The organism is Silanimonas sp. (assembly GCF_027530345.1).
In the GTDB taxonomy this organism is placed as follows: domain Bacteria; phylum Pseudomonadota; class Gammaproteobacteria; order Xanthomonadales; family Xanthomonadaceae; genus Silanimonas.
Genome location: NZ_JAPZQK010000013.1, coordinates 92,488 through 118,080, shown reverse-complemented (window position 1 = coordinate 118,080; position 25,593 = coordinate 92,488). Strand labels below are relative to the sequence as shown.

Sequence of the window (25,593 nt, the reverse complement as noted above, 5' to 3'; positions counted from 1 at the left end):
GTTCTGCGGAGTGCGCGCTTATTCCGTGCGAGTCGCGGGGGCCGGCCCCGTCTCGTTCGGCGCCGCTCGATTGAGCACGGCATTCACGACGCGATCGTTCTCGAAGTAGACGGTGAATTCCGGATACACCCAGCGGTGGATCACCGGCCAAGCGGTGCTCTGCCCGCCGCGCGGGTCGAGCTTCTCCCGCGGCGCGCCGAACTTGGCTTCGACCTGGGCCATGCTCTGGCCCCGCCCGGGCAGGTTGGCGGCTTCACCGGCCTGGGTGCGCTCGATGAGGAGGCGGTCGGCATGGACGGGGGCGGCAAAGGCCAGGGCGAGGCCGGCGGCGACGAGGGTGGAACGCAGCATGGCGGGTCTCCGGGATGAACGGATGGGGGCGACGCCGGATTGTGGCATCGCGACGCCCGAAAACAACAACGCCGGCGCGAGGCCGGCGTCGTAGGGCGTCAGGGCCGGGCGCGGATCAGCGCTGGCGAGCCTTGAAACGCGGGTTCGACTTGCAGATCACGAAGACCTTGCCACGGCGGCGCACGACCTTGCAGTCGCGGTGACGGGACTTCGCGGACTTCAGGGACGAAAGGACTTTCATGCGACACCTGTGGGCGAGTAAGGGGGAACGGTCGGTACAACAGCGGAAGCCGCCGAGTATGGGGGATAACTCGCTTCCGGATCAAGCGCTTGGCGCATTGCGTTCAGCGAGGCCGCGGGCCTTCCGGCGGCCGGGGGCAAATGCCGCGCCTGGACCCGCTGCCGGCCATTCCGCGCACGTTCGCCGCTCGCCGGCAACGTTCTGGGCTCCCCATCACGGATTGCCCGCCCCCGACGTGAACGCCCGGTCAGGCCAGGCTTTGACAATTTGTGACGTGGCCCGGCGCTTTGGGTGTCGCCGGGGCGATTTTGAAATGGTGTCAGCCGAAGTGTGGCCGATTGCCCGGTTTGCATCCGTTTGCAACTGGAGAGTGCGCTTCACCTGAGGTCGCCCACCCACTTGCGAGTGCGTGGGACGGATCGGAGGGACGCCATCCGGAGCGATGGTGCCGGCACCGGATCGAGGTGCACGGAGGGGTCAGGACGGCCGGGTCGGCTCGCTGCGGCGAGGGCCACTTCCGGTTCCCGATGATCAATACGGAGCGCGTTGCCCTAGCAACGACCGCCGCTTCGTAGCCAGAACCCCCTGTTGGGCGGCGGAGCCCGCCCGAACCCAAGCAAGCGCCCCTGGCCGCGTCGCAACGGCCGGCCCGGGGATTCGCACGCCTGAATCCTGGAGACGCCCTCATGAATCCTTCTTCGACCCTCCGCCGCCTGCCCCTGGCTGCCGCCCTGCTGGCGCTGCCGGTCCTCGCACAGGCCCAGAGCCTCTCGGCCACCGGTGCCGCGTCGCCGTCGACCAACCTCAATCCCGGTGACTGGGTGCTGGTCACCGTGAACACCACCAAGGCCGGCAACCCGACGAGCACGGGCATCACCGTCCAAGCCGACCTGAGCGGCTTCCTGCGCAGCACCGCCCAGGATCTCAACGACGCCGGGCAGAACGGCGACGCCGCCGCCGGCGACGGCGTGTTCACCTATCGCGAGAACATCGCAAGCGCCGCCACGCTGGGCACCAAGACGATTGTCGCGACGGTTCGCGATGCGCAGGGCCGCAGCGCCACGGCGACCTTCACTGCCACGCTGGGTGCCTCCGGCTCCGGCGGCGGGGCCACCACGCAACCGACGGTGACGGTGCCGCTGTCCGTCGTCGGTTCCGCGGCACCGACGTCGGTCGCGCCGGGCGGCAGCGCGCTGATCACGGCGCGTGTCACCGCAGCCACCAACCCGGCCAGCACCAGCATCGGCGTCGCCGCCAACCTTTCCGCGCTCGGTGGCAGCAAGAGCCAGCGACTGCGCGACAACGGCCTGAACGGCGACGCGGTTGCCGGCGACGGCATCTTCAGCTTCCGCCAGACGGTCGGCGGCAGCATCACCACCGGCATCAAGACCGTGCGCGTCGGGGTGAACGATGCCCAAGGCCGTTCGGCGTCCGCCGCGACCACCGTCACCGTCGCCACGGCCGAAACCAGCGTGTCGCCCTTCGGTTCCGCCTCGGCCAGCCCGAGCAGCCTGTTGGCGGGCGAATCCAGCCTGTTGACGGTTCGGGTCACGGCCGGCACCGGCCCGGCCAGCACCGGCATGACGGTGACCAGCGACCTCTCGAGCCTCGGCCTCGGCGCTGCGCAGGCCTTCAACGATGCTGGCCAGAACGGCGACGCCGTGGCCGGCGACGGCACCTACAGCTTCCGGGCGACGGTGCCGGGCGCGGCTTCGGCGGGCACCCGCACGCTGTCGGCGCGCATCGCCGACGCCCAGGGCCGCAGCAGCACGGCCGGCTTCTCGCTGACGGTCAACGCCGCGCCGGCGCAGACCGAGCCGCCCGTCACTTCGGCGGGGGCCCCGCAGGCCTGCGCGAATTTCTACACGGCCGGCTTCGCGCTGCCGCAGGGCCAGTTGGTCTCGACGGTGCCGGCGCTCGGCAAGCCGGTGAAGGGCACCTCCTGGCGTGACCCAGTGCACGGCACCTGCGGCATCCGCGTGACCGACCATGCCGTGGAAGCGCCGTCGGGCATGGCGCGTCACGACTACTCGCGCCGCCAGGCCTTCAACGCTGACAACAGCTACGTGCTGGTGCAGGCGACGAATGGTTTCTGGCATCTCTACAACGCCAACACGATGGCCTTCATCCGCACGCTGAGCGGTCCGGCCGGTGACGCCGAGATCCAGTGGCACCCGACCAATCCGAAGACGCTGTACTACTTCGACACCAATGGCGGCATGACCCTGCGCCAGCTCAACGTCGACACCAACACCTCGACGAGCGCCGCGAGCTTCGCCGGCAAGTTGCCCTGGGCCGATGCCGCCCGCGTGTGGACGAAATCCGAGGGTTCGCCCTCGGCGGACGGCCGCTACTGGTGCTTGATGGCCGAAACCAGCAGCTTCGCGATCCGTGGCGTCATCGTGTACGACCTGCAGACGCAGACGGTGGTGGGTTCGCGTTCGCTGAGCGCTCGCCCCGACCACACCGGCATGTCGGCTTCGGGCCGCTGGTGCGTGGTGTCGCACTTGGCCGGCAGCGGCGGCACGGTGGCTTGGGACCGCACGTTCACCACGTCGCGCCAGCTGCACACCACCTCGGAGCACTCGGACCTCGCGCTGAACGCCGCCGGCCAGGACGTGTACGTCGCCGTCGACTACCAGGCGAACGCCGGTGACTTCTTCATGTTCAACATCGACACCAACACCCGCACCAACCTGTTCCCGACCTATCTCTCGGGCACGGCGACGGCCTATCACGTCTCGGGCCAGGCCTTCGCCAAGCCGGGCTGGGTGCTGGTGTCGACCTACGGTTCGTCGGGTGCCAACCAGTGGCTGCACAACAAGCTGTTCGCGGTGGAACTGCGCTCCGGTGGCCGCATCCTCAACATCGGCCACCACCAGAGCCGCCTGAGCGGTTACTGGACCGAGCCGCAGGCGACGGTGAGCCGCGACTTCACCCGCGTGATCTGGGCCTCGAACTTCGGTACGACCTCGAGCACCGACATCGACGCCTACATGATGTACCTGCCGCCGAGCGCCATCCCGGCTGCGCAGTAATCCAGCGACATCCATGGATGGGGGAGGGAGCGGCGGCGTGGCAACACGTCGCCGCTTTCTTTTTCGGCGGGACGCTCAGTCGCGGCCGATGCGGGAGGCCAGCAGGCCGGGCCAGAGACCGTGCACGCCCATCCCAAGCGCGATGCCGAGGACGTTACGGAGCATGTCGCCGAGGTCGGCGTAGCGCCCGGGCACCAGCATCTGCAGGCCTTCCGTGGCCGCGGCCATCAGCAGGCCGCACGAGGCCACAACGGCGAGGCGCCGTCCACGCGGCCAGTCCCGTGCCAACAGGTCTTCCGCCCAGAGCAGGGCCAGCAGTGCGAAGCCCGGAACGTGCGCGAGGTTGAACACCACCTGCAGCCCGGGATCCTGCCGCATCGGTATCAACAGCATCGCGAAGCCGGCGAGCGAGAGGCCGATGGCGATGCGATCGAGGCGTCGCCGCCCGGGGCTGGGCTTCACGGGGCTGCGTCGCGGCGCGTGTCCCGCGTCGGCGCCAGGTACTTCGCGTCGAGCAGCTCGAGCCGCCCGGCTTGCGCGTAGGTGTGGCAGCCGCGCAAGGCCGGCGCCCAATCGGGGTTGAGGATGGCCAGCGGCCTTTCCTCGTACACCTCGGTATCGAGCCGTCGCACCTCGTTGAAGACGATGCGGTGGCCGTATTCGGCGGCGCAGTCCTGGCTCGGGCGGACCAGCCGCCCCTCATGCATGAACAGTGGCCCGGCCGGGCGGGCACTGCGCACGTCGGAGACGACGGGGTTCTGGCGATGCGGCGTCCACGGGCCCAGCGGTGTGTCGGCATGGAAGAGGAAGAGTTCGTTGAACTCGCGACCGCCGTCGTCGAAGGGCGTTTCCGCCACGCAGGCGAACAGCCACCAACGGCCGTCCTGCTGCCACAGCGTGCCGTCCACCGCCCGCCAGCCATCGAGCAGGGTGGCGACGGGGTGCCAGCCTTCGGGGAAGCGTTCGGCGCGGAACGCCTGGATGCGCCGCGATTGCGCGCACTCGACGAGCAGGTGCGGCTCTCCCGCATGCTGGAAGAGGAACGGATACGACAGGTGGTGGGGCCCGGCCATCACCACGCGGTGCGGGCTGGGATGGCCATCGGCATCCACGGTGACGGCATGGATCTCGCCGATGGCGCGTTCGTAGTCGTAGGCCTCGAAGAACACGTGATCGACGCCGTCGTGGTGCACCGGGAACGGGTCCGCCCAGAACCAGCCGCGCGGCGGCGTCCATCGCGTGAAGTCCTCGGCGCGCGGGGCCGCCGGGTCGAGGGCCGTGCCCGAGCGACGGGTGGCCAGTGTCCAGCGTTCGCGGCGCCCGAGCCTTGGGACGTGACGCCACAGGCTGCGGCCGAGGAGTCGGGCGCAAAGGCCCAGCGTGGCAAAGGTTCCCGGCGCGCGCGCCAGTTCGACGGGGGCGGCCGCGGGAGGCTGGCCCTGCTGCAGTCGTCGCAGCGCACGCAGCAGTTTCGCAGGCGCTTTCTGCAACTGGTAGGCGGTGTTGCGAGCGAAGCTGAGCTGCGCGATCGAGACGACGGCCGGGTCCAGCAGCAGCCCGTGCCCCGTGCGGTCGTCGTGCACCGGAAAGCCGGAGGGCGCCTCGGTGTCACCACGCAGGAACGCCGGCAGGAGGTGCATCAGCCCCCACGAGGGCTTGCAAGCCTCCGCGGGGATCGACCAAGCGGCGCGGCGCGCGAGCGGCCACAGGTCGATGCGCGCCGGGGAATGGCCGATCGACAGGACGACGTCCGGCGTGAAGCCGGCCACCGCAGCGCACAGGGCATCGGCCGTGCCGGGGGCGGGCGCTTCGGCCAGCCGAGGCGCCAGCGCGCGCGGGGCCATGATGGGTCGGAGCTCGCCGAGCAGTCGGCGGTCCAGCGCGTGGTAAGCGCGCCAGGCGAGGCTGCCGTGGCGACGTGCGGGCGCATCGGCGTCGCGCAGCACCTGCACGTCGAGGAAGTCCGCCTGCAGCAGCGCGGCCAGCGCTTCGTCCAGCCATTCCGGCAGACGCGTACAGGCCAGGACCACGCTCACCCGCAGCCGCGGAAGGCCGGGTTGCATCGCGTGGAGCGGGGAGGGAGGGGCGGCGGATCCTGCCGTCAACGACATGCGTCCATGTCCTCAGTGGTGTCCTGCGTCGGGTTGCAGCCGCAGCAGGGCGCCGGTGGTCTTCAGGTAGGTGCGGATCAGCGGGGTCTTCCAACGGCTTGCACCCAGCCGGTCGCGCATCGTGCACAGCTCGTCGACGAACGAATCCCAATTCGAGGCACCGACGAAATTCGAGCTTACGGAGATGCAGGGCGAAACCGTACGCGTGGTGTGCCACCAGCCGCAGGGCAGGAAGATCGATTCGCCGGTGCCGATGGTGATGCTGGCCGTCGCTGCTTTCTCGAACAGCGGGAAGGCATCGCGATCGACGTGGTAGGGGTTGGGGATGCGCGAGACGAGGTAGTAGTCGTCCTTCGGATAGAGGAACGGCGTCTGGTCCGGTGGGAACAGCGTGAACTCCTTCTCGCCGTGCACGTTCGAGATGAAGGCGTGCATCATCCATTCGTCGTAATGCAGCGGGATGGTCGTGCCGGTGCCGCTGATGAAAAGCTGGTTGAGGTGGCGCGCCACGCGCGGCCAGCCCTTCGGCATGAGCCGGCTGCTGAGCCAGTCGTCGGCGGTGAAGCGGCAGCGCGGCGTGATGTCCGCCGCGAGCTCCGGCCAGTCGGTCTGGATGTTGACGTTGCGCAGGTAGGGGACCGGCGCGGCTTCCGTCGAGGTGGCTAGGCCGTCGATGTAGTCGGCCAGCTTCACCGGTGCGTTGTTCTTCGCGCCGCGGCAGCGCACCACGCGATCGCCCCAGGTCTTGCGGAACCACGAAGGCGTCCAGCGGCCCAGCGCTGGCCAGTCGTGGATGGCGTCGGTGAGTACCACCGGCCGGCGCGGCGCGACGTAGTTTTCGATGAAGTCGCGGGTGCTGAGGCCCCCCACGCGTTCGATGATCATGCAGGGGCTCCGAATCGGTCGCCGAGCCAACCGGCGATGCACTCGACGAGGCGTTCGCGGTCGTCGGGCTGGAAGAACAGGTGGTCGCACTGGCGCCAATACTCGAAGTGGACCCGTGGGCTGCGCGCGGCCGGGCCGTAGCCCTCGAAGAACTGCTTCGGATGCGTGAAGTAGTTCGCGGCGCCGCCGGTGTACATCACGAACAGTTCGGCGCCGCGGGCGACGAGCGCCTCGAGCTGGGCGGCTTCCGCGCCGGGCGCGGGCCAATCGCGCAGCTGGTCGTCGGTGGCGCGTGGTGGCGCGGCGCGGCGCGCGAGTCGGCGCTTCACGATGTCGATCCAGCCGCTCGGGCCGCGCTGCAGCAACAACTGGAACTGCCCGAGGCGGAAGCCCGGTGCGTTCGATCGCGCCATGGGGTCGAGCAGCAGCAGGCCGGCGACACGGGGTTCCTTCTGCGCCAGCACCCAGGCGAAATCGGCCGCGCTGCAGACACCGCCGACGACGAAACGCTTGCAGCCGGTCTCGCGCTGCAGGGTGTCGAGGATCTCGACGAGCACGTCGAGGTGGGGGCGCCGCGCGCTGGCGATGTGATCGGCGATCCCGGGTTGGTCGATGCGCAGTGTCGCAAAGCCGAGCGCTGCGAAACGACGCGCGGCGTGCACATGCAGGCGGAACGGGCCGGCACGGCGCATGGCGCCGGCGTTCAACAGCACTACCGCCGTGTCGCCGCTGCGGGTGGGTTTGGCGAGAACGCCGATATCGGCCTCGGTGCCCGGTACTCGGAACGGACGCTCGATCATGCCGCCTGCTCCGGACGGGACGGCATTCGCGCCGCGATCGCCTCGGCCAGCGCCGCGATGGCGGCGAGCGGCAGGGCGCCCTGGAGGTCGATCTGGCCCACCCATCCCGGGAGGGTCTCGGGCAGCGCAACGTCCGCCGGGCCGCATCGCTCGGCACGGTCGATGCGCCAGGCGGGTTCCGCGGCGCGCTGGAAGATGCCGAGTTCGAGTGCGAACTCCGGGTGCAGGCGATGACCCATCAGCGTGGCGGGATCGAGGGCGCGATGGCGGTCGAGGAAAGGAAAGCGGTTGCGGTTGTTGCGTTCGTGCGCATCGCGCTCGCGCAGTTCGGACCAGTGCTCGTCGCCACGTTCGACGCCCTGCCATGCACACCAAGGCAGGCCATGCCGTTCGGCCAGACGTTCGGCGAGGAGGGTGCCGGCCCGCACACCGACCAGGGTGACGGGCGCGGGGCTGCATTCACGCAACGAAGCGAGCATCGCTTCCGCGTCATCAAGCGCTCGGCTCGGCAGGAAGTCGGCATCGTCGCCCGAGGATTCCCCGGTGCCGCGGTAGTCGAAGCGGAGCACGCTGATGCCGCGCGCCGCCAAGGCATCGGCCATCAGCGCGAAAAGCCGGTAGCTGCGCTGCCATTCGTGGAAGAACGGCGGCAGCACCAGCAGGGCGGCGCGGGGGGCGGGCGCCTCGCACAGCATGCCCTGGACCCAGCCGCGGCCCACGGCACGTTGCACCCGCCGCATCCCCGTCGCCGTCATGCGCCGGTTTGCCCCACGAGCTTGCGCAGCCAGCCACCGAGCTTGCCTTGCGGGGAGGCGGTGGTGGCGGCCGGTGCCTCCACCAGTTCCTCGTCGAGCATCGCGGCGAGGGCGCCGAGGCTGCTGTCGCCGACGCGCAGCAGGGGCAGGCGTTTGCCGCAGGCCAGTTCCACGCGGCTCACCATGCTCAAGGCCAGCAGCGAGTGGCCGCCACGCTCGAAGAAGTTGTCGTCCACGCCGACGTCGCTCGTGCCGAGCAGCTCGTTCCAGATGCCCTGCAGGAGCGCCACGTTGGGGTTCGTCGTGCCAGCGAACGTGCGCAGCGTCGCGAGGTAATCCTCGGCCCAGGCGGTGATGCGCTCGCGGAAGAACAGATCGGCGTCGTAGGTGAAGATCGTCTCGAGGCCCACACGGGTCTCGACGCACCACAGGCTCAGCTCGTGGCTGGCACCGGTCACCGGCACGCCGAAGCGCGAATGCTCGAGCGGACCCCAGTGGCTGGGGCGCTCACGCACGTCCTGGAACGAGAACATCGCCTGGAACAGCACGGGGCGGCTCTGATCGCGCGGCAGATGGAGTTCGCGGACCAGCGCCTCGATGGGCACGTCGGGATGGCCGAGCGCCTCGGTCGCGACGGCCCGCACCTGGCCGATCCAGTCCTCGAACGACGAGGCATCGCCGCGGAAGCGCAGGGGCAGGGCGTTCACGAAGAAGCCCATCACCGGCAGCAGTTCGGCTTGCTCGCGCCCACGCACCGGTGTGCCGACCACCATGTCCTTCTGGCCGCCGAGCCGTTGCAGCATCGCGGTGTAGGCGGCGAGCAGCAGCACGAACAGCGTGGTGCCGCGCTCGCGTGCCTTGGCATGCAGGCGCTCGACCACATCGGCCGGCAACACGAGGCGAACCGAACCGCCGCGGCCGCTCATCTGCGCCGGGCGCGGCTGGTCGGTGGGCAGGGCGAGCGAGGCCGCGGCCGGCAGCAGGGTGCGCTTCCAGAAGTCGACCTGCGGCTGCAGCGCACCCGAGGCAAGCACCGACTTCTGCCATTCCGCGTAGTCACTGTAGTCGAGCGCCAGCGGCACTGGCGGCGCGGCTTCGGCGGACAATTCGGCCGCGTAGAGCGCGGCCATGTCACGGTAGAGCAGGTCGAACGACCAACCGTCCCAGACGAGGTGGTGCACGACGAAGGCGAACACATGCTCCTCGGGGCCCACGCGGAACAGTGCGGCACGGAAGGGTGGGCCGGCCGCGAGATCGATGGCTTCGGCCTGCATGTCGGCCACGGTCTGGTGGATTGCGGCATCCACGCCGTCCCTCGGCCGGTCCGACCAGTCGATCAGCGGGCAATCTACGTCGATGCGGTCCAGCACGACCTGCTCTGCGCCGTCGGGCGAAGGGCGGAACACGGTGCGCAGCACCGACTGACGCGCCACAAGGGCGGCCAGGGCGCGCTGGAAGGCGGCGACATCGAACGGCCCCTTCAACCGGTGCGCCGAGGGCAGCAGGTTGATGCTGCCGTCGTCGCTGCTGCGCTCGAGGAACCAGGCGCGCAGCTGCTGCACGGACAGGGCGGCGGCGCCTTGGCCAAGGCGGCGCGTCAGTGGCGGGATCGCGGTGGTCGCGGCGTCGTTGCTGCCGGCGGCGGACAGCGACAGCTGCGCGGCGAGCTGGCGTGGCGTCGGTGCTTCGAAGATCTCGCGCAGCGAGGGGCGGGATCCGGTCAGGCGCTGCAATTCCCCGGCGAGCTCTGCGGCGAGCAGCGAGTGCCCGCCCTGCTCGAAGAAGTGCTCGTCGGCCGCCAGCGGTGCACGCTGCAGCAGTCGCCCCATCGTCTCGCCGATGCCGGCCTCGAGCGCATCGAGGGAGGGCGTCGCCGGCGTGGTGGCCACTGCTGGCGCGGTGGGGGGCGCTTCGGCGGTGGCGACCGCGTCCGGCCGCAGGGCCTTGCGGTCGATCTTGCCGTTCGGCAACAGGGGCAGTGCGTCCAGCACGCGCAGCACCTGCGGCAGCATGTAGTCGGGCAGGCGCTGGCCGAGGGCCCGACGCATCGGCGTCAGGGCCGGCACGCTGGCCCCGGCCGCCGCAGCGACGTAGGCGACGAGACGATCGTCCATCGGGCCGAAGCTTTCGACGGTCATCGCCGCGCGGGCCACGCCCGGCAGTTGCTCGATGGCGGCTTCGATCTCGCCCAGCTCGATGCGGTAGCCGCGCAGCTTCACCTGGTGGTCGAGCCGGCCCATGTGGCGGATCGTTCCGTCCGCATTCCATGCGCCGAGGTCGCCGGTGCGATAAAGGCGTGCGCCGGGCGTCGCGTCGAAAGGATCGGCGATGAACCGGTCCGCCGTCAGTTCCGGCCGGGCGTGGTAACCCTGCGCCACGCCGGCACCGCCGATGCAGATTTCGCCCGGTTCGCCCACGCCGCACTCGCGACCCTGCTCATCGATCAGCCGGATCACGGTGGCATCGATGGGACGGCCGACCGTGATGTGTTCGGGATCGGTGATGCGCGCCAGCGTCGACCACACCGTGGTCTCGGTCGGCCCGTACATGTTCCACAGTTCGGCCGCGCCGGCGTCGAGCATCCGCTTCGCGAGGGCGGGGCTGAGCGCTTCACCGCCGCACAGGGCGCGGAAGCCCGATGGCGCTGTGAAACCGGCTTCAAGCAGCAGGTGCCAGGTGCTCGGCGTGGCCTGCATGACCCGCACGCCGTGCTGGGCGATGAGCTGCTTCAGGGCGTGGCCGTCGATCGCGTCGGTGCGCTGCGCGAGAACGATCTCGGCACCCACGGTCAGCGGCAGCAGCAGCTCCAGGACGGCGATGTCGAAGCTGAGCGTGGTGACCGCCAGAAGGGGTTCGCCGGCCTTGAGGCCCGGCGTGTGCGCCATGCTGCGGAGGAAGTTCACCACGCCGCGCTGCAGCACCACCACGCCCTTGGGCTTGCCGGTCGAGCCCGAGGTGTAGATCACGTAGGCCGGGGCGTCCGCGGGCAGCGCGACGACGGGCGCCTCGGCGGAGGCGGCCGCCACCGCGCAGGCATCGGCATCGAGAAGCAGCGTACGGAGGCCGGCGATGTCGAGGCGCGATGCGTTCTCCGAATCGCTGAGCAGCAGGGCGAGGCCGGCATCCTCCGCCATGTCGCGGAGGCGCTGCAGCGGGAACGCCGGGTCGAGCGGCACGTAGGCCGCGCCGACCTTCAGCACGCCGAGCAGGGCCGCGACGAGGTCGATGCCGCGCGGCAGGCACAGGCCCACCCAGTCACCGGTGCGTACGCCGCGGGTGGCCAGTGTGTTGGCAATGCGGTTCGCGCGGGCGTCGAGCTCGGCGAAGGTGATGTGCCCTGCCGCACTGGAGATTGCGATCGCCGAGGGCGTGCGGCGCGCCTGTTCGGCGAAGCCGCGTTCGATGCGCTCCGGGGCGCTGGCTCCGGCCAGCGCGTCGATCTCGGCCTCGAGGCCGCCGAGGATTTCGGCGATGCGCATCGGGCTGAAGAACTCCGTGCTGTGGTGCAGGTCGAGGGCGAGCGCGTCGTCCTCTTCGTAGAAGTTGAACATCAGCTCGCCGAGCAGGCCGGGTTTGCGGCCCTCCTGCATGCGGGCGACCAACGGCTGGAAGCCGTCGAGGACGACCTTGGGGTTGAGGTTGAAGTACACGCCGGTGAGCGGCGGGCGTTCGCCGCGACTGGGCAGGCCGAGGAGGCGCGCGGCCAGGCCTTGCGTCATCAGCGGGTGCTCGAGCGCATCCATCAGTGCGCCGCGCACCGGCGCCAGGTTGGCCAGCGTGTCGTCGAGTCGCGACAGGCGCAGGCGCAGCGGCAGGTCGAGCACGCCGTCCGACATCAGCGCCGGATGGCGGCCGAGCCCCTGGCTCGCATACGGGATGCTGAGCACGAAATCATCGCTGCCGGCGCGGCGGCCGAGCAGGGTGCCGACCACGCCCAAGAGAAGCTGGAACAGCGTCACGCGACGGGCCTTCGCGAGCGAACGAAGGGCCGCGAAACGCGGGCCATCGATGCGCAGGTAGGCGGTGTCGGCGGCGAACTGTCGCGCCCCGGAGGGCTGACGGTCGCCAAGCTCCAGCGGTGCCGGCGGCGAAGCCAGTTGGGCCTTCCAGAACTCGGCCGATTCGCCACCTTCGGCGGAGGCCATCCGCGCCCGCTCGGCGACGGCGAATTCGCCGGGCCGGCCCGCCGGAGGCAGGTTGGCAGCGACGCCCGTGCGCTTGGCCGCGTAGAGCAACGCGAGTTCCTCGAGGAACACGCTGATGGCCCAGCCGTCGACGGCGAGATGGCTGTACACGAGGTTCAGCGCATGGCGCGCCGGACCGAGGCGCAGCAGGGTCATGGCGATCATCGGACCGTCGCCGAGGGCGAATGCATGCTGACCGGCCTCGCGCGCGAAGGCCGCGAGGGCGGCTTCCGGATCCGGCTGCGCCGAGAGGTCGCGCACGGCGAGCGTCGGCTCACTGCCGGGGGCCTCGCGCTGCTTCGGCGCCTCGGCTTCGAAGCGCAGGCGGAACACCGGATGGCGCGCGACGAGCGCGTCGATCGCGGCCTTGAAGGCGTCGATCTCCAGCACGCCATCGAGCCGCAGGCAGAGCGTCTCGTTCAGGGCTTTCAGAGCGTGGCGGTCGAAGCTCGCGGCCAGCCAACGCTCGGCTTGCCCGGGCGACAGCGGGGCGAGTTCGGTGGTCGATGCCGCCGATGCCGCCGCCGCTGGGGCGTTTCCGTTCGCCATCGCGCCGGCGCGCCCGGTGAGGAAGCCCAGGGCCATCAGTTCGTCGACGGCACCCAAGAACACCTCGACGATGCGGTCGATTTCCGCCGCACCCATCGGTTCGGTGACGAAATGACCGAACTGCTCGTAGAGATGCAAGCCGTGCAGGCGGGCGAGGTAGTAGAACAGGCTGACGTAGCGCTGGTCCTCGTCCCACTGCAGGCGCCACAGCGAGGCGCAGTGCACCGCCTTCACCGGCGCGCCACGGGCGGCGAAACCAGCGTTCAAGCGGTCGACCATGCCCTGCGTGCGGCCGTTCAGTTCTTCGTACAGCGCGGGGCCGCGGTCCTTGACGTACTGCAGCGTCGCCTTGGCCGCGGCGAGCGCGAGCGGATGGCGCACATAGGTGCCGGCGAAATAGGTGACGCCGGCCTCGGGATAGCTGTCGTCGCCGAACTGCCATCTGCCGCCGTCCAACGCGTCCATCCAGTGCGCGGAACCCGCGATGGCCGCCATCGGCAATCCGCCGCCGATGATCTTTCCGTAGGCGCAGAGGTCGGCACGCACGCCATAGAATTCCTGGGCGCCGCCGGGCGCGAGGCGGAAACCGGTGACCACTTCATCGAGGATCAGCGCGCAGCCGCCCGCGTCGCAGATCCGCCGGAGTTCATGCACGAACTCGCGCGGGCGCAGCGTGGGGTACTTGTTCTGCACCGGCTCGATCATGATCGCTGCCAGTTCGTGCGCACGCTCGCGCAGGATGCGCAGCGACTCCTCGCTGCCGTAGTCAAGCACGAGGATGTTCTCGACCGCTTCGGCAAGGATTCCCGGCGCGGCGGCGAGCGAACGCAGCTGTTTCGTGCCGCGGACCAGCACCTCGTCGAAGATGCCGTGGTAGCTGTTGGAGAAGATCGCGATCGTCTTGCGACCGGTCACCGTGCGCGCGACGCGCATCGCGCCCATCACGGCCTCCGAGCCGGTGTTGCACAGGCCGATGCGCTCATGGCCAGAGAACTCGCGCAGCAGGGCCGAGACGTCGGCCGCAAGCGGGTGCTGTGGGCCCACTTCGATGCCGCGGTCCAGCTGTTCGTGCATGGCCTGGGTGATGGCCTTGGGCTTGTAGCCCAGCAGGTTCGCGCCGAAGCACGAGAGCAGGTCGATGAAGGCATTGCCCTCGATGTCCCACACGCGCGCGCCCTCGGAGCGGTCTGCGACGATCGGGAAGACGAGGTCCTTCCACAGCGGGTTGAAGCCGGTGACGACGCGCGGGTCGGCCATTTGCGCGCGATTCGCCTGCGAGAACTCGCGCGACTTGCCATAGCGGGCGAGGTAGCGCGCCGTGAAGTCAGCCAGCCACGTGCGCTGCGCCGGCGTCATGTCCAGTTGCGGCGCCAGGGTGATGCGTGCCGAGGCCCCGAAGGGTTTGGCGATCAGGTCCGGCGCGGCTTCCGCGGGCGAAGGCGAGCAGGAGGCCGAAACTGCGGGGGAAGCGGGAGGCGCGAGCACAGGGCTCGATGGCGTCGGGACCGCCGCCTGGGGAAGCGACGCCGGGGCGAGGCCGAGACCCGACATCACCGCCAGTTGCTGCTGCATCAGCGCGAGCTGCTGCTGGATCAGCGCATTCACCGCCTCGTTGCCCATCGTCGCCATCGGTCCAGCGGCCGGCAGGGCCACGGCCTTCGTCGTGGGCGACACGGTCGGCGCAACGGGTGCGGCCGGGGCAAAGCGGTCGCCGGGCAGCGTCGCGTCGAGATGACGCGCCAGCTTCTCCACCGTGTCGAGGTCTTCCATCAGTCGGCGGAAGCGCAGCTTCTGGCCGAAGACGCGATCGATCTCCAGGCTGGCTTGCGTCGCCGACAGCGAGTCGAGCCCGAGGTCGATCAGTGGCGCGTCGGCCGGAATGTCGGCGGTGTTCTGGCCGCAGACCTCGGCCACGAGGCGGGTGAGTTCGGCCCGGAGGGCGGGAAGTCGATCAGCCACGGCGGGCTCCATCGTGGAAGGCACCATGGTCGGTGCGGCGGGCGATGCGGACGAACGCGGAAACCAGAACCGCGTATCGGCGAAGGGATAGCCGGGCAGCGTGATGCGCGCGCGGCCGTGCGGCTGTGGCCAAGCCACCGGTGCGCCCAACGACCATAGCTGGCCGAGGCCGTGCACGGCGGTGCCCGCATCCGCAGGCTTGCTGGCCGGAGGTTGCATGGCGACGACGCGCGGCGCGCTGTTCGCTGCGTCGCGGTGTTGGCGCAGCAGGGCGGTTAGCGCCTGGCCGGGCCCCACCTCGACGAAGACGGTGTCGGGTCGGGCCAGTTCGGCCATGACGGCATCACTGAATCGCACCGGTTCGCGGACCTGACGTGACCAGTAGGTCGGTCCGATCGAATCGGCCTTGTGCGGCGCACCGGTAACGCAGGAGTAGAGCGGGATGCTCGGGGCGAGGTGGATCGCTGCGGCGGCCGCGGCGTCGATCGCCGCCAGTGCGCCCTCCATCGAGGCGCTGTGGAAGCCGTGCGAGACACGCAGCGCGGTCGTTTCGATGCCTCGGGACTGCAGCTGCGCTGCGAAAGCGTCGATGGCCGCCTTGGGGCCGGACACGACCGTGAGTTCGGGGGCATTCAAGCCGGCGATCTCGACCCCGTGCGGCAGGGCGCCACGCACGACCTCGGCGCTGGCGCGCACCGCGAGCATCGCGCCACGGGGCTGCTGCCACATCGCGGCGGCGCGGGCGCACACCAGGGCGGCGGCGGCATCGAGGCCAAACACGCCGGCGATGTGCGCGGCGGCCAGCTCACCGATGCTGTGGCCGATCAGCGCCTGCGGTTCGAGGCCGAAATGCTGCAACCAGCGGGCGAGCGCGACGGAAACGCAGAACAGCGCGGGTTGGGCGTAGCGGGTTTCGTCCAGCGTCGCCGCGTGGGCCGGGCCCGGTTCCGCGAGCAGCAGGGCACGCAGGTCGAGATCGAGGTGGGGCGCAACGGCCGCGCAGGCGGCGTCGAAGGCGCGGGCGAACTCCGGCAGCGCGGCGTGCAGTTCGCGCGCCATGCCCGGCGACTGCGCGCCTTGCCCGGGGAACAGGAAGACCAGCCGCGGTGCGTCCAGCGCGGTCTCGCCGCGGGCGATGCGGCGGAGCTTGGCGATGGCGTCGCTGCGGTTGCGGGCGGCCACCGCAGCGCGGCAGGGCAGGAGGCTGCGGCCGCGGATCAGGGTGTAGGCAACGGCGGCGAGGTCCGGGGCGTCATCGGCCGCGAGACGCTTCGCCAGCGCCTGCGCGCGGGCGGAAACCGCCGCCTCGCTGCGCGCCGAGAGCGGCAACACCTGCCAGCTGGTGTCGTCGGTGCTCGCCGTCGCATTCCGTGCGGTCGTTGCCGGGGCTTCGCCCAGTACCACGTGGGCATTGGTGCCACCGACGCCGAACGAGCTCACCGCAGCATGCCGCGGCGCCGCGCCACGCGGCCAGGCCACGTTGTCCGTGCAGACCCGGAACGGTGTGCGCGCGAAGTCGATCTGAGGGTTCGCTTTGCGGAAGTGCAGGGACCGTGGAATGACCCCGTGATGCAGCACCAGCGCCGCCTTGATCAGGCCGAACAGGCCGGCGGCCGCCCAGGTGTGGCCCACGTTGCCTTTTGCCGAGCCCAGCCAGCAGTAGCCGGTGTCCGCGGTGTCGCGGCGATAGGCATTGACCAGGCCGCTCACTTCGATCGGGTCGCCCAGCGTCGTGGCGGTGCCGTGCGCTTCCACGTAGCCGATGTCGCGCGCCGACACGCCGGCGGCATCGAGCGCCATGCGGATTGCGTCGCTCTGGCCGCTCACGCTCGGCGCGGTGAAGCTCGCCTTCCCGCCGCCGTCGTTGTTGAGGCCGACGCCCTGGATCACCGCGTACACGGTGTCGCCGTCGGCCAGTGCGTCCTCGAGGCGCTTGAGCAGCACCACGGCGCCGCCGTTCGAGAACACGGTGCCGGTGGCCTCGGCGTCGAAGGGGCGGCAGCGCCCATCGGCCGATTCCATCCCACCTTCCACGTGCAGGTAGCCACCGACCTGCGGCAGCAGCACGGTGGAGGCCGCAGCGAGGCCGACATCGCAATGGCCGGCCGCCAGCGCCTCGCAGGCCTGGGCGACGACCACAAGCCCTGTGGAGCAGGCCGTCAGCACCGTCATCGCCGGGCCCTTGAGGTCGAGGCGATGCGCGATGCGCGTCGCGACGAAGTCCTTCTCGGCGCCGAGCATGGTCGTGAACTCGCCGCTCTGCGCGACGAGCTGCGGCGCATGCTGGCGCAGCAGCGGCGTGTACTGGTTGTTCGCGGTGCCGGCGTAGACGCCCACCCGGGACGCACGTTCCGGCGCGATGCCGGCGTGCTCGAAGGCCTGCCAGGACAGTTCCAGCAGCATGCGCTGCTGCGGGTCCACGAGGGTGGCCTCGCGGGCGGAGACGCCGAAGAAGCCGGCATCGAAGCGATCGAGGTCATCGACCACGCCGCGCGCGGCGACGAAGTTGGGATGCGAGCGCAAGGATTCCGACACGTCGGGATCGAGCTCGTCCGGACGGAATCGGCGGATGCCTTCCTGCCCGGCCAGCAGCTGGTTCCAGAAGGCCTCGAGGTCCGCCGCACCCGGCCCACGCAGGGCCATGCCGACGATGGCGAAACCACCGGCCGCGCGGTCGCGCCCTGTCGTCCCGGCGGCCTGCGCTCCGGGGATCGCAGCCCTCGATGCGGTCGCGCCATCGCCGCTGCCGCGGAGCGCGCGCTCGGCCAGCCCCGCGATGGTCGGGCGGTCGTAGACATCGGCCACACCCAGCGTCTCGACGCCGGCCTCGCGCATCGCGGCGATGAACCTCGGCACGAGCAGCGAATGCGCGCCGGCATCGAACAGGTTGGCACGCGCCTCGGGGGCGGCTTCGCCCAGAAGGTCCGCCCACGTCCGTGCAATCAAGTCCTGAAGCGCACTCGGGCTCAGGGGGGGCATGGGATCAGACCCCGTAGTGCCCGCGGTACCACTCGACGAAGCGCTTCACCCCGACTTCGACCGGCGTTTCCGGGGCGTAGCCGGTGTCCCGCATCAGCGCCGAGACTTCGGCTTCCGTGTCGGGCACGTCGCCGGGTTGGAGCGGCAGCAGGTTCTTGATGGCTTTCTTGCCCGTCGCTTCCTCGATCAGCTCGATGTAGCGCGAGAGCTGCACCGGCGTGTGGTTGCCGATGTTGTAGACGCGGTAGGGCGCCGCGCTGGTGGCCGGGGTGGGGGCGAGCGGATCGAAGCCGGCATCCGGCCCCGGAACGCGGTCCAGCGTGCGGATGACGCCCTCGACGATGTCGTCGATGTAGGTGAAGTCGCGCGTGTGCTTGCCGAAGTTGAAGACGTCGATCGGCTCGCCGGCGAGGATCTTCTTCGTGAACAGGAACAGCGCCATGTCCGGGCGGCCCCACGGGCCATACACCGTGAAGAAGCGCAGGCCGGTCGTCGGCAGCCGGAACAGATGGCTGTAGGTGTGCGCCATCAGCTCATTGGCCTTCTTGCTGGCGGCGTAGAGGCTGACCGGGTGGTCGACGCTGTCTTCGACGGCGAACGGGAGCTTGCGGTTGCTGCCGTAGACGGAACTCGACGACGCGTAGACGAGGTGCTCGACGCCCTTGTGGCGGCAGGCTTCCAGCACGTTCAGGAAGCCCACGATGTTGGCGTCGATGTAGGCGCGCGGGTTTTCCAGCGAGTAGCGGACGCCAGCCTGGGCGGCGAGGTTGACGACCCGCTGCGGCTTGAACGCATCGAACGCGGCATCGAGGGCCTCGCGGTCCTCCAGCGAGGCCTTCACGAACGAGAAGCCGGCACGCGGCGTCAGCCGGTCGAGCCGGGCCTGCTTCAGGCGGACGTCGTAGTAGTCGTTGAGGTTGTCGTAGCCGAGGACCTCGTCGCCGCGGTCCAGCAGGCGATGGGCCAGCGTCGAGCCGATGAAGCCGGCAGCGCCGGTGATGAGGACACGCATCGGAAACTCCAAGAGGCCGCGTCATGCGGCCCGGAAGGGGGGATTCATCCAGTCTTGACACGATACCGCGCCCGGCTGGATTTTTGACTACTCCATCACACTTTTTGACAGACTCTGGGCCGAGGAGCGCCCGGGCTGCCTCAGAGCCGGCCGTCCGCCGTGCCGTAGGGCAGGGCACTCTTCACGTCGAACAACACGCCGTCGGGCTTGCACAGGCCGCGGATCGCCGCCGGGCCCATGGCCTGGAACTGCCGGTGCGAGACGGCCAGTACGACGGCGTCGTAGTCACCCGCCTTCGGCGCTTCACGGAGCAGGTCCAAGTCGTACTCGTGCTTGGCCTCGTCCACGCTCACCCAGGGGTCGTAGACGTCGACGGCCATGTTGAAGCCGGCCAGTTCAGCGATCACGTCGGTGACCCGCGTGTTGCGCAGGTCCGGGCAGTTCTCCTTGAACGTCAGGCCGAGCACCAGCACCTTGGCGCCGACCACGTGCAGGCCCTTCTGGCTCATCAGTTTCACCACGCGATGGGCCACGTGCGGGCCCATGCCGTCGTTGGTGCGGCGGCCGGCAAGGATCACCTCCGGGTGGTAGCCGATCTCCTGCGCCTTGTGGGTGAGGTAGTACGGGTCCACGCCGATGCAGTGGCCGCCCACGAGGCCGGGGCGGAAGGGGAGGAAGTTCCACTTCGTCCCGGCGGCTTCGAGCACCTCCAAGGTGTCGATACCCAGGCGCGAGAAGATCTTCGCCAACTCGTTCATCAGTGCGATGTTGAGGTCGCGCTGGGTGTTCTCGATCACCTTGGCCGCTTCCGCCACGCGGATGCTCGAGGCCTTGTGGGTGCCGGCACGGATGACGCGGCGGTAGAGGGCGTCGACCCGGTCGGCGATCTCCGGGGTGGAGCCCGAGGTCACCTTCACGATGTCCGGCAGGCGGTGCTGCTTGTCGCCGGGGTTGATGCGCTCGGGGCTGTAGCCGCAGAAGAAGTCGACGTTGTAGGTCAGGTCCGATTCGCGCTCGATCACCGGCACGCAGACCTCCTCGGTCGCGCCCGGATACACGGTCGATTCGAACACCACGATGTCGCCCTTGCGCAGGGTCTTGCCCACCGTGCGACTGGCCGAGAGCAGCGGGCCGAAATCCGGCCGGCGGGCCTGGTCGATCGGCGTGGGCACGGTGACGATGTAGACGTTGACGGACTCAAGATCCGCCAACGCCGTCGAATACTTCAGGAACTTCGCTGAAGCGAGTTCATCGGCGTCCACTTCAAGAGTGTGGTCGTGGCCACCCTTGAGTTCGGCGACGCGCGCGGCGTTGATGTCGAAGCCGGTGGTGGGCAACTGCTTGCCGAATTCCACCGCGAGCGGCAGGCCGACGTAGCCCAGGCCGATGATTCCGATGTGAAGACTGTCAGGGTTTGTCATAGCTGGGGGGAATGGACTTGTGTCTGCAATGTGACCGGGTTCTCATAGTACCTGTGATGGACTTCACCTTGGCTACACGCCATCGTGATCCCAAAGCGACGATTCCGGACCTCACGAAGGGCACGCCGCCAGCAGTGGCGGGCTTTCGATGGCCCCCGACACCTCCGGAAGCCCCCCAATGCATTTGCAGGAATTCACATGCGCTCCATCTCGGACGCCCTTCATCCCGCTCGCCGCTGGATTCTTTTCCTCGCCTCCGCCGAATTCGTCGCCCTGTTCCTGGCCTTCGAGGCGGCCGTCCTGGTCCGCTTCTTCGGCGACTTCGACCTGATCGACCAGGCCTTCGGCGGCAGCACGGTGCTGCGTGGCCTGGTGTTCGCCGGCGTGCTCATGCTGGCGATGACCTCGATGGGCCTCTACGCCACCCACAGTCGCGACGGTTGGAGCGGCCACGTCGTCCGCGCGCTGGTGGCCTTCTTTGCCGGCGGCCTGACTTTGATGGCGCTGCAGTACCTCACGCCGGTCGATGATATCGGGCGCGGTGTCATGGTGCTGGCCCTCGGGTTCGGTTTCGCGGGCGTGATGGTGGCACGGGCCTTTGCCCTGCGCGTGGGCCAGGGCGAGCTCCTCCGCCGCCAGGTGCTGGTGCTCGGCGTGGGCGAAAAGGCCGACCTGATCCATTCGCGCCTGCGGCGCGACAGCGATCGCCGCACCTTCGGCATCGTGGGGTACGTGCCGGTGCAGGGCGATGCCGAGCGGGTGCCTGCCGAGTTGCGTCTGAGCCCCAGCGAGGGGCTGCCGGCGATGGTCGACCTGCTGGGCGTGGACGAGATCGTCGTGGCGCCGGACTGCCGCCGTGGCAGCCTGCCGCTCGACGAACTGATGGCCTGCCGCCTGCGCGGCGTCCACGTCAACGACCTGCACACCTTCCTCGAGAACCAGACCGGCCGCGCCCACATCAACGCGCTCAGCCCGTCCTGGATCGTGTTCGATGCCGGCTTCGACCGCAGCGTCGCGCGTTCCGCCAGCAAGCGCGTGTTCGACATCGCCTCCTCCTCGCTGCTGCTGCTCCTCGCGATGCCGCTGATGCTGCTGACCGCCGTGCTGATCAAGTTCGAGAGCGGCTTGGGCGGCCCGATCTTCTACCTGCAGGAGCGGGTCGGCGAGGGCGGCGAGACCTTCCGCGTCATCAAGTTCCGCAGCATGCGCACCGATGCCGAGCGCGACGGCGTGGCGCGCTGGGCGACCTCGAACGACGACCGCGTGACGCGCGTCGGCCGGGTCATCCGCAAGCTGCGCATCGACGAACTGCCGCAGGTCCTGAACGTGCTGCGCGGCGAGATGAGTTTCGTCGGGCCGCGGCCGGAGCGCCCGACCTTCGTCGAGCAGCTCGAGCGCGAGATTCCCTACTACGGGCTGCGCCACGCGGTGAAGCCCGGGATCACGGGCTGGGCGCAGCTGCGCTACGCCTACGGGGCCTCGGTCAAGGATGCGGAGGAGAAGCTCAAGTACGACCTGTACTACGTCAAGAACCAGAGCCTGATGTTCGATCTGCTGGTGCTGCTGCAGACGGTCGAGGTGGTCCTGTTCGGCAAGGGGGCGCGCTGAGCGCGATGCCGCTCAGTGGTGGTTGGGTGCCGGGAAACTCGGGGTGTCGCCGACCGGTAGCGGGCGAAGTGCCGAGCTGTACCAGCCGGACACTTTCCCGTCGGTGAAGCGGACCTCGGACGGGCCGTACTCCCAGCGCTCGGCCGACCGGAACAGGGGAGGGCCGGCGACGCGCTCCACCGCTTCCGGGGCAAGGCCAACCTCCAGGCGATCCGGCGGGAGGCCGATGCTGGCCGGGTACGAAGCGACGGCGGGAGGGGGGGCTGATTCATCCATGGCGCCCTCGTCGCCGGGACGATTCGGGCCGTCGCCAGGATGGGACTGCGGCCAGAGGATGAGGGCGGCGGCGGCGATCGCCAGGCTGCCGACCATCCAGCGCGGCGAGCCACGCCGCGACGATGGTGAGGGGCGCGGCGGGGCATCCCGGTGCCCGGGCAGGCGGCCATGCCGCCGCTCGAAGGCCTGCAGGCGCTGGAAGGCCGCGTTCACTTCGGCCAGCTCCCGGTCCGCCTGCGGCCCGTTGCGGTCTGGATGCAGGGCCGATACCGCCCGGCGCCAAGCGGGCTTGAGGGCGTCAATCGGCGCACCGGCGGGCAGGCCCAGGCGGGTCAGGTCATCGAGCGGGCTGGAGGGATCGGGCACGGCGCGTCAGGTTAAAAAGTGTGACCTGATTCTCAGAATCATGCGGAAGCAGCGTATCATCACTCCACCCCCACACACGACAGTGCGCCCGGAAGCAGTCCTGTTGCCCCCCGGACGCCCAAGGAGCAGGGCATCCCATGTTGATCCAAGCCGCCAGAACCCTATTCGTTCTCGCCGTCTTCCTGATGGCGTCGATGGCATGGGCGCAGACCGAACGAGAGGACGCCGCCCCGGCCTCCCCAACTCCGCCAGCCGAAGCCGCTTCCGGAGAGTTTTCCGATCTGTATCGGATCGGCGTCGATGACCGCCTGCAGGTCTCGGTATGGCGTAACCCCGAGCTGAGCGTCACCGTGCCCGTGCGCCCGGATGGACGCATCTCCGTCCCCCTGGTCGGCGACGTGATGGCCGGTGGACGGGCTCCGCAGGAAGTGGCCGCGGACATCGAGAAGCAGCTGGCCACCTACGTGCGCGATCCCAAGGTGGCGGTGATCCTCGTCGACCTCCGCAGCCATGAGTTCATTTCGCGGGTCCGTGTGACCGGTGCGGTGCGCCAGCCTGTGTCCGTGCCCTACCGGCAGGGCATGACCGTGCTCGACGCGGTGCTGCAGGCCGGCGGCGTCACCGACTTCGCCGCCGCCAACCGTTCGCGCCTGCACCGTCGCGACGCCGATGGTGCCGTGGAAACGCGCGACATCCGCCTCGGCGACATCCTCGACGGCGGCAAGCTGGAATCCAACCTCGACGTCCGCCCTGGCGACGTCATCACCGTGCCGGAGCGCGCGCTGTGAACCAACCGATGCTCCTGGAAGGACCCACCCGTCAGCCGGAATGGCTGCACCTCCTGCCGGTGCTGCTGGCGGAGCTGCGCCGGCGCGTGTTCGGCCTGTGCCTCGGCTTCGCCGCGGTGGCGCTGCTCGCCCTGATGGTGGGGCTGCTGGTGCCGAAGAAGTACGTCTCCGGCACGACGATCCTGGCCGGTGAGGCCAACATCATCACGCCCCTCATGGAAGGCCGCGCGGTGCCCACCGGCGTCGCCGATCGCGCCCGGATCGCCCGCGAGGTGATCTTCAGCCGCAAGGTGATGGGCGAGATCCTCGCCGCTGGCGGCTGGACCGAGGAGCTCGAGGACCCGATCGCCCGGGAGCGGGCGGCCGAGCAGATCAAGCAGCGCACGCGGGTGTCCAGCCCCGGGGCGAACCTGATCGAGATCACCTACACCGACAAGGAGCCCGAGCGCGCCTTCAAGGTCGCGCAGCGCTTCGCCGAACTCTTCATGGAGGAGAGCCTGGCCGCGAAGGAGCGCGAAAGCCGCGAAGCCTACGAATTCATCGACTCCCAGGTCCGCGAGTACCACGCGAAGCTCACCGATGCCGAAGACCGGCTGAAGGAGTTTCGCGCAGGCAACCAGGATGCCGGCCCAGGCAGCGACACGGATGTGCGCACGCGCATCGCCGGGCTGCGTACCAGCATCGAGCAGGCGCGCACGGCCCTGTCCGAGCTGCGCATGCGTGAATCCTCGGTGCTGGGCCAGCTCAGTGGCGAAGCGGAAGTGAGCGGCGCCCGCACCCGCTCCGGCGAGATGCAGATCCGTCTCGCCGAATTGCAGGGGCAGCTCGACCGCCTGCGGCTCGAGTACACCGACGAGTACCCCGATGTGGTCCGTCTCCGCCACCAGATCGACGACCTGCAGGACGCGATCGTCGAGGCCCGCGCGAGCGAGCGCAATGGCGAGCGCGACGAGGCCGCGGCCATGCGCAACCCGCTGTACCAGGAGCTGCGCTCCGACCTCGCCCGCGCACGCAGCGATGCCGCAGGCCTCGCCGCGCGCATCACCGAGAACGAGGCCCTGTTGAGGCAGGAGCTGGAGCGCGGGCGTCGGGTGGCGGATTCCGAAGCCGATCTCGCCGAACTGACCCGCGATTACGAGGTCAACCGCGACATCTACCAGGACTTGCTGCGTCGCCGCGAGAACGCCCGCGTCTCGATGAACCTCGACGCCGAGAAGCGCGGCCTCACCTTCCGCGTGCAGGAGCCGGCCGCGTTGCCGCTGCAGCCCAGCGGCCTCCGCCTGATGCATTTCGCCCTCGCCGGCCTCGTGCTGGGTCTGCTGGCGCCGCTGGGCCTCCTGGGCCTGTACCTGTTCTACGACCCGCGTCCGCGCAGCGCCACCGCGCTGGCCAACCAGCAACCGTTGCCTGTGCTGGTGAGCATCCCCGAGTTCAGCACCGCGGCCGATCGTCGGCGCGACACGCTGCGTTGGGCGATGGGCGGTGGCGTGGTCGTCGCTTGCCTCGCCATCTATCTCGCGGTCGCCATCCAGAAAGGGAGTTTCGCCTGATGAACGCGCTGACCACCGGACGCGGCATGCTGCAGGCGCTCATGGCCGACATGGCCGTGCCGGCTCCCTTCAATCTCGCGCAACGGCAGGCCCGCCGGTTGGTGGGCCACGACATGGGCGACCCGCGGCCTGCGGATGCCTTCCGCGACCTGCGCACCCAGCTGCTGTCGCGGTCCCGGACCGATGGCCTCGTGATCCTCGTGGCTCCGGTCCGGCGCGGCAGTGGTGGCAGTTTCGTCGCCACCAACCTCGCGGCGGCGATCGCCCTCGACGAGAGCCGGGTCGCCATCCTGGTCGACGGCAACCTGCGCGCGCCAATACTGCATGAGCGCCTCGGCGTGACGCCCGAGCGCGGCGGCCTCGTCGACCTGCTGGAAGGACGCGTCGACGATCTGCGCGACGTGGTCTACCCGACGGCCCTGCCGCGCCTGCTGCTGGTGCCCGCCGGTGAGCGTCGCGAGGCATCCGGCGAACTGCTCGCGTCGGCGCGCATGCGCCAGGCCATCGAGGACCTGCGCAATTCCGGTGAGCGCGTCACCGTCGTGCTCGATGCGGCGGCCGTCAGCAGTGCGCCCGATGCGCGCATCGCATCGGATTTCGCCGATCTCGCCGTACTGGTCGCGGGCTATGGCCGCGACACCGCGGCTGCCGTCAGCGATGCCAGCGCCGTTTTCGATCCCAGCCGCCTCGCCGGCGTCGTCTTCAACAAGGTGCCCTGAC

The 25,593-nt window shown here is 69.8% G+C and carries 16 protein-coding genes; 5 read left to right on the top strand and 11 right to left on the bottom strand.

Annotation, left to right across the window (positions count from 1 at the left end; translation table 11 throughout):
* Window positions 1-18 precede the first annotated feature (18 nt).
* Entirely contained in the window at window positions 19-351 is a 333-nt protein-coding gene (locus O9255_RS07970; protein WP_297866325.1) for a hypothetical protein, read from the bottom strand.
* A gap of 115 nt (window positions 352-466) precedes the next feature.
* Window positions 467-592, bottom strand: a complete 126-nt coding sequence (gene ykgO, locus O9255_RS07965) for a type B 50S ribosomal protein L36 (protein ID WP_029213509.1) — start codon at window positions 590-592, stop codon at window positions 467-469.
* A 686-nt stretch (window positions 593-1,278) separates the two neighbouring features.
* On the opposite strand from ykgO, the gene O9255_RS07960 reads away from it, so the two are divergent.
* A complete protein-coding gene (locus O9255_RS07960; RefSeq protein ID WP_297866324.1) occupies window positions 1,279-3,630 on the top strand; it encodes a choice-of-anchor X domain-containing protein in 2,352 nt (783 codons plus the stop codon).
* Between the two features lie 75 nt (window positions 3,631-3,705).
* Here the strand turns inward: O9255_RS07960 and O9255_RS07955 are convergent, their stop codons facing one another.
* The 8 genes from O9255_RS07955 to O9255_RS07920 form a co-directional block, all read right to left on the bottom strand.
* Window positions 3,706-4,092: a VanZ family protein gene (locus tag O9255_RS07955; protein ID WP_297866323.1), complete on the bottom strand. Its 387-nt coding sequence runs from the start codon at window positions 4,090-4,092 to the stop codon at window positions 3,706-3,708.
* Window positions 4,089-5,693 (bottom strand): hypothetical protein, encoded by a 1,605-nt coding sequence (locus O9255_RS07950; protein WP_297866322.1) that lies wholly within the window; start codon window positions 5,691-5,693, stop codon window positions 4,089-4,091. The genes O9255_RS07955 and O9255_RS07950 overlap by 4 nt, the downstream gene beginning before the upstream one ends.
* Window positions 5,694-5,753: 60 nt before the next feature.
* Entirely contained in the window at window positions 5,754-6,626 is an 873-nt protein-coding gene (locus tag O9255_RS07945) for a cupin-like domain-containing protein (RefSeq protein ID WP_297866321.1), read from the bottom strand.
* On the bottom strand, window positions 6,623-7,426 hold the full coding sequence (locus tag O9255_RS07940) for an alpha/beta fold hydrolase (protein WP_297866320.1): 804 nt from the start codon (window positions 7,424-7,426) through the stop codon (window positions 6,623-6,625). The genes O9255_RS07945 and O9255_RS07940 overlap by 4 nt, the downstream gene beginning before the upstream one ends.
* Window positions 7,423-8,166 (bottom strand): alpha/beta fold hydrolase, encoded by a 744-nt coding sequence (locus O9255_RS07935; protein ID WP_297866319.1) that lies wholly within the window; start codon window positions 8,164-8,166, stop codon window positions 7,423-7,425. Before O9255_RS07935 ends, O9255_RS07940 begins: the two co-directional genes overlap by 4 nt.
* Window positions 8,167-8,177: 11 nt before the next feature.
* Window positions 8,178-17,852: a non-ribosomal peptide synthetase/type I polyketide synthase gene (locus tag O9255_RS07930; protein ID WP_297866318.1), complete on the bottom strand. Its 9,675-nt coding sequence runs from the start codon at window positions 17,850-17,852 to the stop codon at window positions 8,178-8,180.
* Window positions 17,853-17,856: 4 nt separating this feature from the next.
* Window positions 17,857-18,864 carry an NAD-dependent epimerase gene (locus O9255_RS07925; protein ID WP_297866317.1) on the bottom strand — a complete coding sequence of 336 codons (1,008 nt, stop codon included), beginning with the start codon at window positions 18,862-18,864 and terminating at the stop codon, window positions 17,857-17,859.
* A 140-nt stretch (window positions 18,865-19,004) separates the two neighbouring features.
* Entirely contained in the window at window positions 19,005-20,285 is a 1,281-nt protein-coding gene (locus tag O9255_RS07920; protein WP_297866316.1) for a nucleotide sugar dehydrogenase, read from the bottom strand.
* Window positions 20,286-20,483: 198 nt separating this feature from the next.
* Between O9255_RS07920 and O9255_RS07915 the strand changes: the two genes are divergently transcribed.
* A complete protein-coding gene (locus O9255_RS07915; protein WP_297866315.1) occupies window positions 20,484-21,893 on the top strand; it encodes a TIGR03013 family XrtA/PEP-CTERM system glycosyltransferase in 1,410 nt (469 codons plus the stop codon).
* Window positions 21,894-21,905: 12 nt separating this feature from the next.
* Here the strand turns inward: O9255_RS07915 and O9255_RS07910 are convergent, their stop codons facing one another.
* Window positions 21,906-22,535, bottom strand: coding sequence for a J domain-containing protein (locus O9255_RS07910; RefSeq protein ID WP_297866314.1), 630 nt, complete (start codon window positions 22,533-22,535; stop codon window positions 21,906-21,908).
* A gap of 137 nt (window positions 22,536-22,672) precedes the next feature.
* Here O9255_RS07910 and O9255_RS07905 point away from each other — a divergent pair, with 137 nt between their 5' ends.
* From O9255_RS07905 to O9255_RS07895, 3 genes are read left to right on the top strand one after another with little or no spacing between them, the layout of a single operon-like run.
* The gene (locus tag O9255_RS07905) at window positions 22,673-23,323 is read left to right on the top strand and encodes an XrtA/PEP-CTERM system exopolysaccharide export protein (RefSeq protein WP_297866313.1); all 651 of its coding nucleotides are present in this window, start codon (window positions 22,673-22,675) and stop codon (window positions 23,321-23,323) included.
* 8 nt (window positions 23,324-23,331) lie between these two features.
* A complete protein-coding gene (locus O9255_RS07900) occupies window positions 23,332-24,873 on the top strand; it encodes an XrtA system polysaccharide chain length determinant (RefSeq protein WP_297866312.1) in 1,542 nt (513 codons plus the stop codon).
* Complete coding sequence (locus O9255_RS07895; protein WP_297866311.1) at window positions 24,873-25,592, top strand: CpsD/CapB family tyrosine-protein kinase; 720 nt, start codon at window positions 24,873-24,875, stop codon at window positions 25,590-25,592. The genes O9255_RS07900 and O9255_RS07895 overlap by 1 nt, the downstream gene beginning before the upstream one ends.
* Window position 25,593: the final 1 nt, after the last annotated feature.

What these genes read in the sequence shown, in the direction of transcription:
- O9255_RS07970 (WP_297866325.1), bottom strand. Translation starts at nt 351, where the DNA reads ATGCTGCGTTCCACCCTCGTCGCCGCCGGCCTCGCCCTGGCCTTTGCC.
- ykgO (WP_029213509.1), bottom strand. Translation starts at nt 592, where the DNA reads ATGAAAGTCCTTTCGTCCCTGAAGTCCGCGAAGTCCCGTCACCGCGAC.
- O9255_RS07960 (WP_297866324.1), top strand. Translation starts at nt 1,279, where the DNA reads ATGAATCCTTCTTCGACCCTCCGCCGCCTGCCCCTGGCTGCCGCCCTG.
- O9255_RS07950 (WP_297866322.1), bottom strand. Translation starts at nt 5,693, where the DNA reads ATGCAACCCGGCCTTCCGCGGCTGCGGGTGAGCGTGGTCCTGGCCTGT.
- O9255_RS07945 (WP_297866321.1), bottom strand. Translation starts at nt 6,626, where the DNA reads ATGATCATCGAACGCGTGGGGGGCCTCAGCACCCGCGACTTCATCGAA.
- O9255_RS07940 (WP_297866320.1), bottom strand. Translation starts at nt 7,426, where the DNA reads ATGATCGAGCGTCCGTTCCGAGTACCGGGCACCGAGGCCGATATCGGC.
- O9255_RS07935 (WP_297866319.1), bottom strand. Translation starts at nt 8,166, where the DNA reads ATGCGGCGGGTGCAACGTGCCGTGGGCCGCGGCTGGGTCCAGGGCATG.
- O9255_RS07930 (WP_297866318.1), bottom strand. Translation starts at nt 17,852, where the DNA reads ATGCCCCCCCTGAGCCCGAGTGCGCTTCAGGACTTGATTGCACGGACG.
- O9255_RS07925 (WP_297866317.1), bottom strand. Translation starts at nt 18,864, where the DNA reads ATGCGTGTCCTCATCACCGGCGCTGCCGGCTTCATCGGCTCGACGCTG.
- O9255_RS07920 (WP_297866316.1), bottom strand. Translation starts at nt 20,285, where the DNA reads ATGACAAACCCTGACAGTCTTCACATCGGAATCATCGGCCTGGGCTAC.
- O9255_RS07915 (WP_297866315.1), top strand. Translation starts at nt 20,484, where the DNA reads ATGCGCTCCATCTCGGACGCCCTTCATCCCGCTCGCCGCTGGATTCTT.
- O9255_RS07905 (WP_297866313.1), top strand. Translation starts at nt 22,673, where the DNA reads ATGTTGATCCAAGCCGCCAGAACCCTATTCGTTCTCGCCGTCTTCCTG.
- O9255_RS07900 (WP_297866312.1), top strand. Translation starts at nt 23,332, where the DNA reads ATGCTCCTGGAAGGACCCACCCGTCAGCCGGAATGGCTGCACCTCCTG.
- O9255_RS07895 (WP_297866311.1), top strand. Translation starts at nt 24,873, where the DNA reads ATGAACGCGCTGACCACCGGACGCGGCATGCTGCAGGCGCTCATGGCC.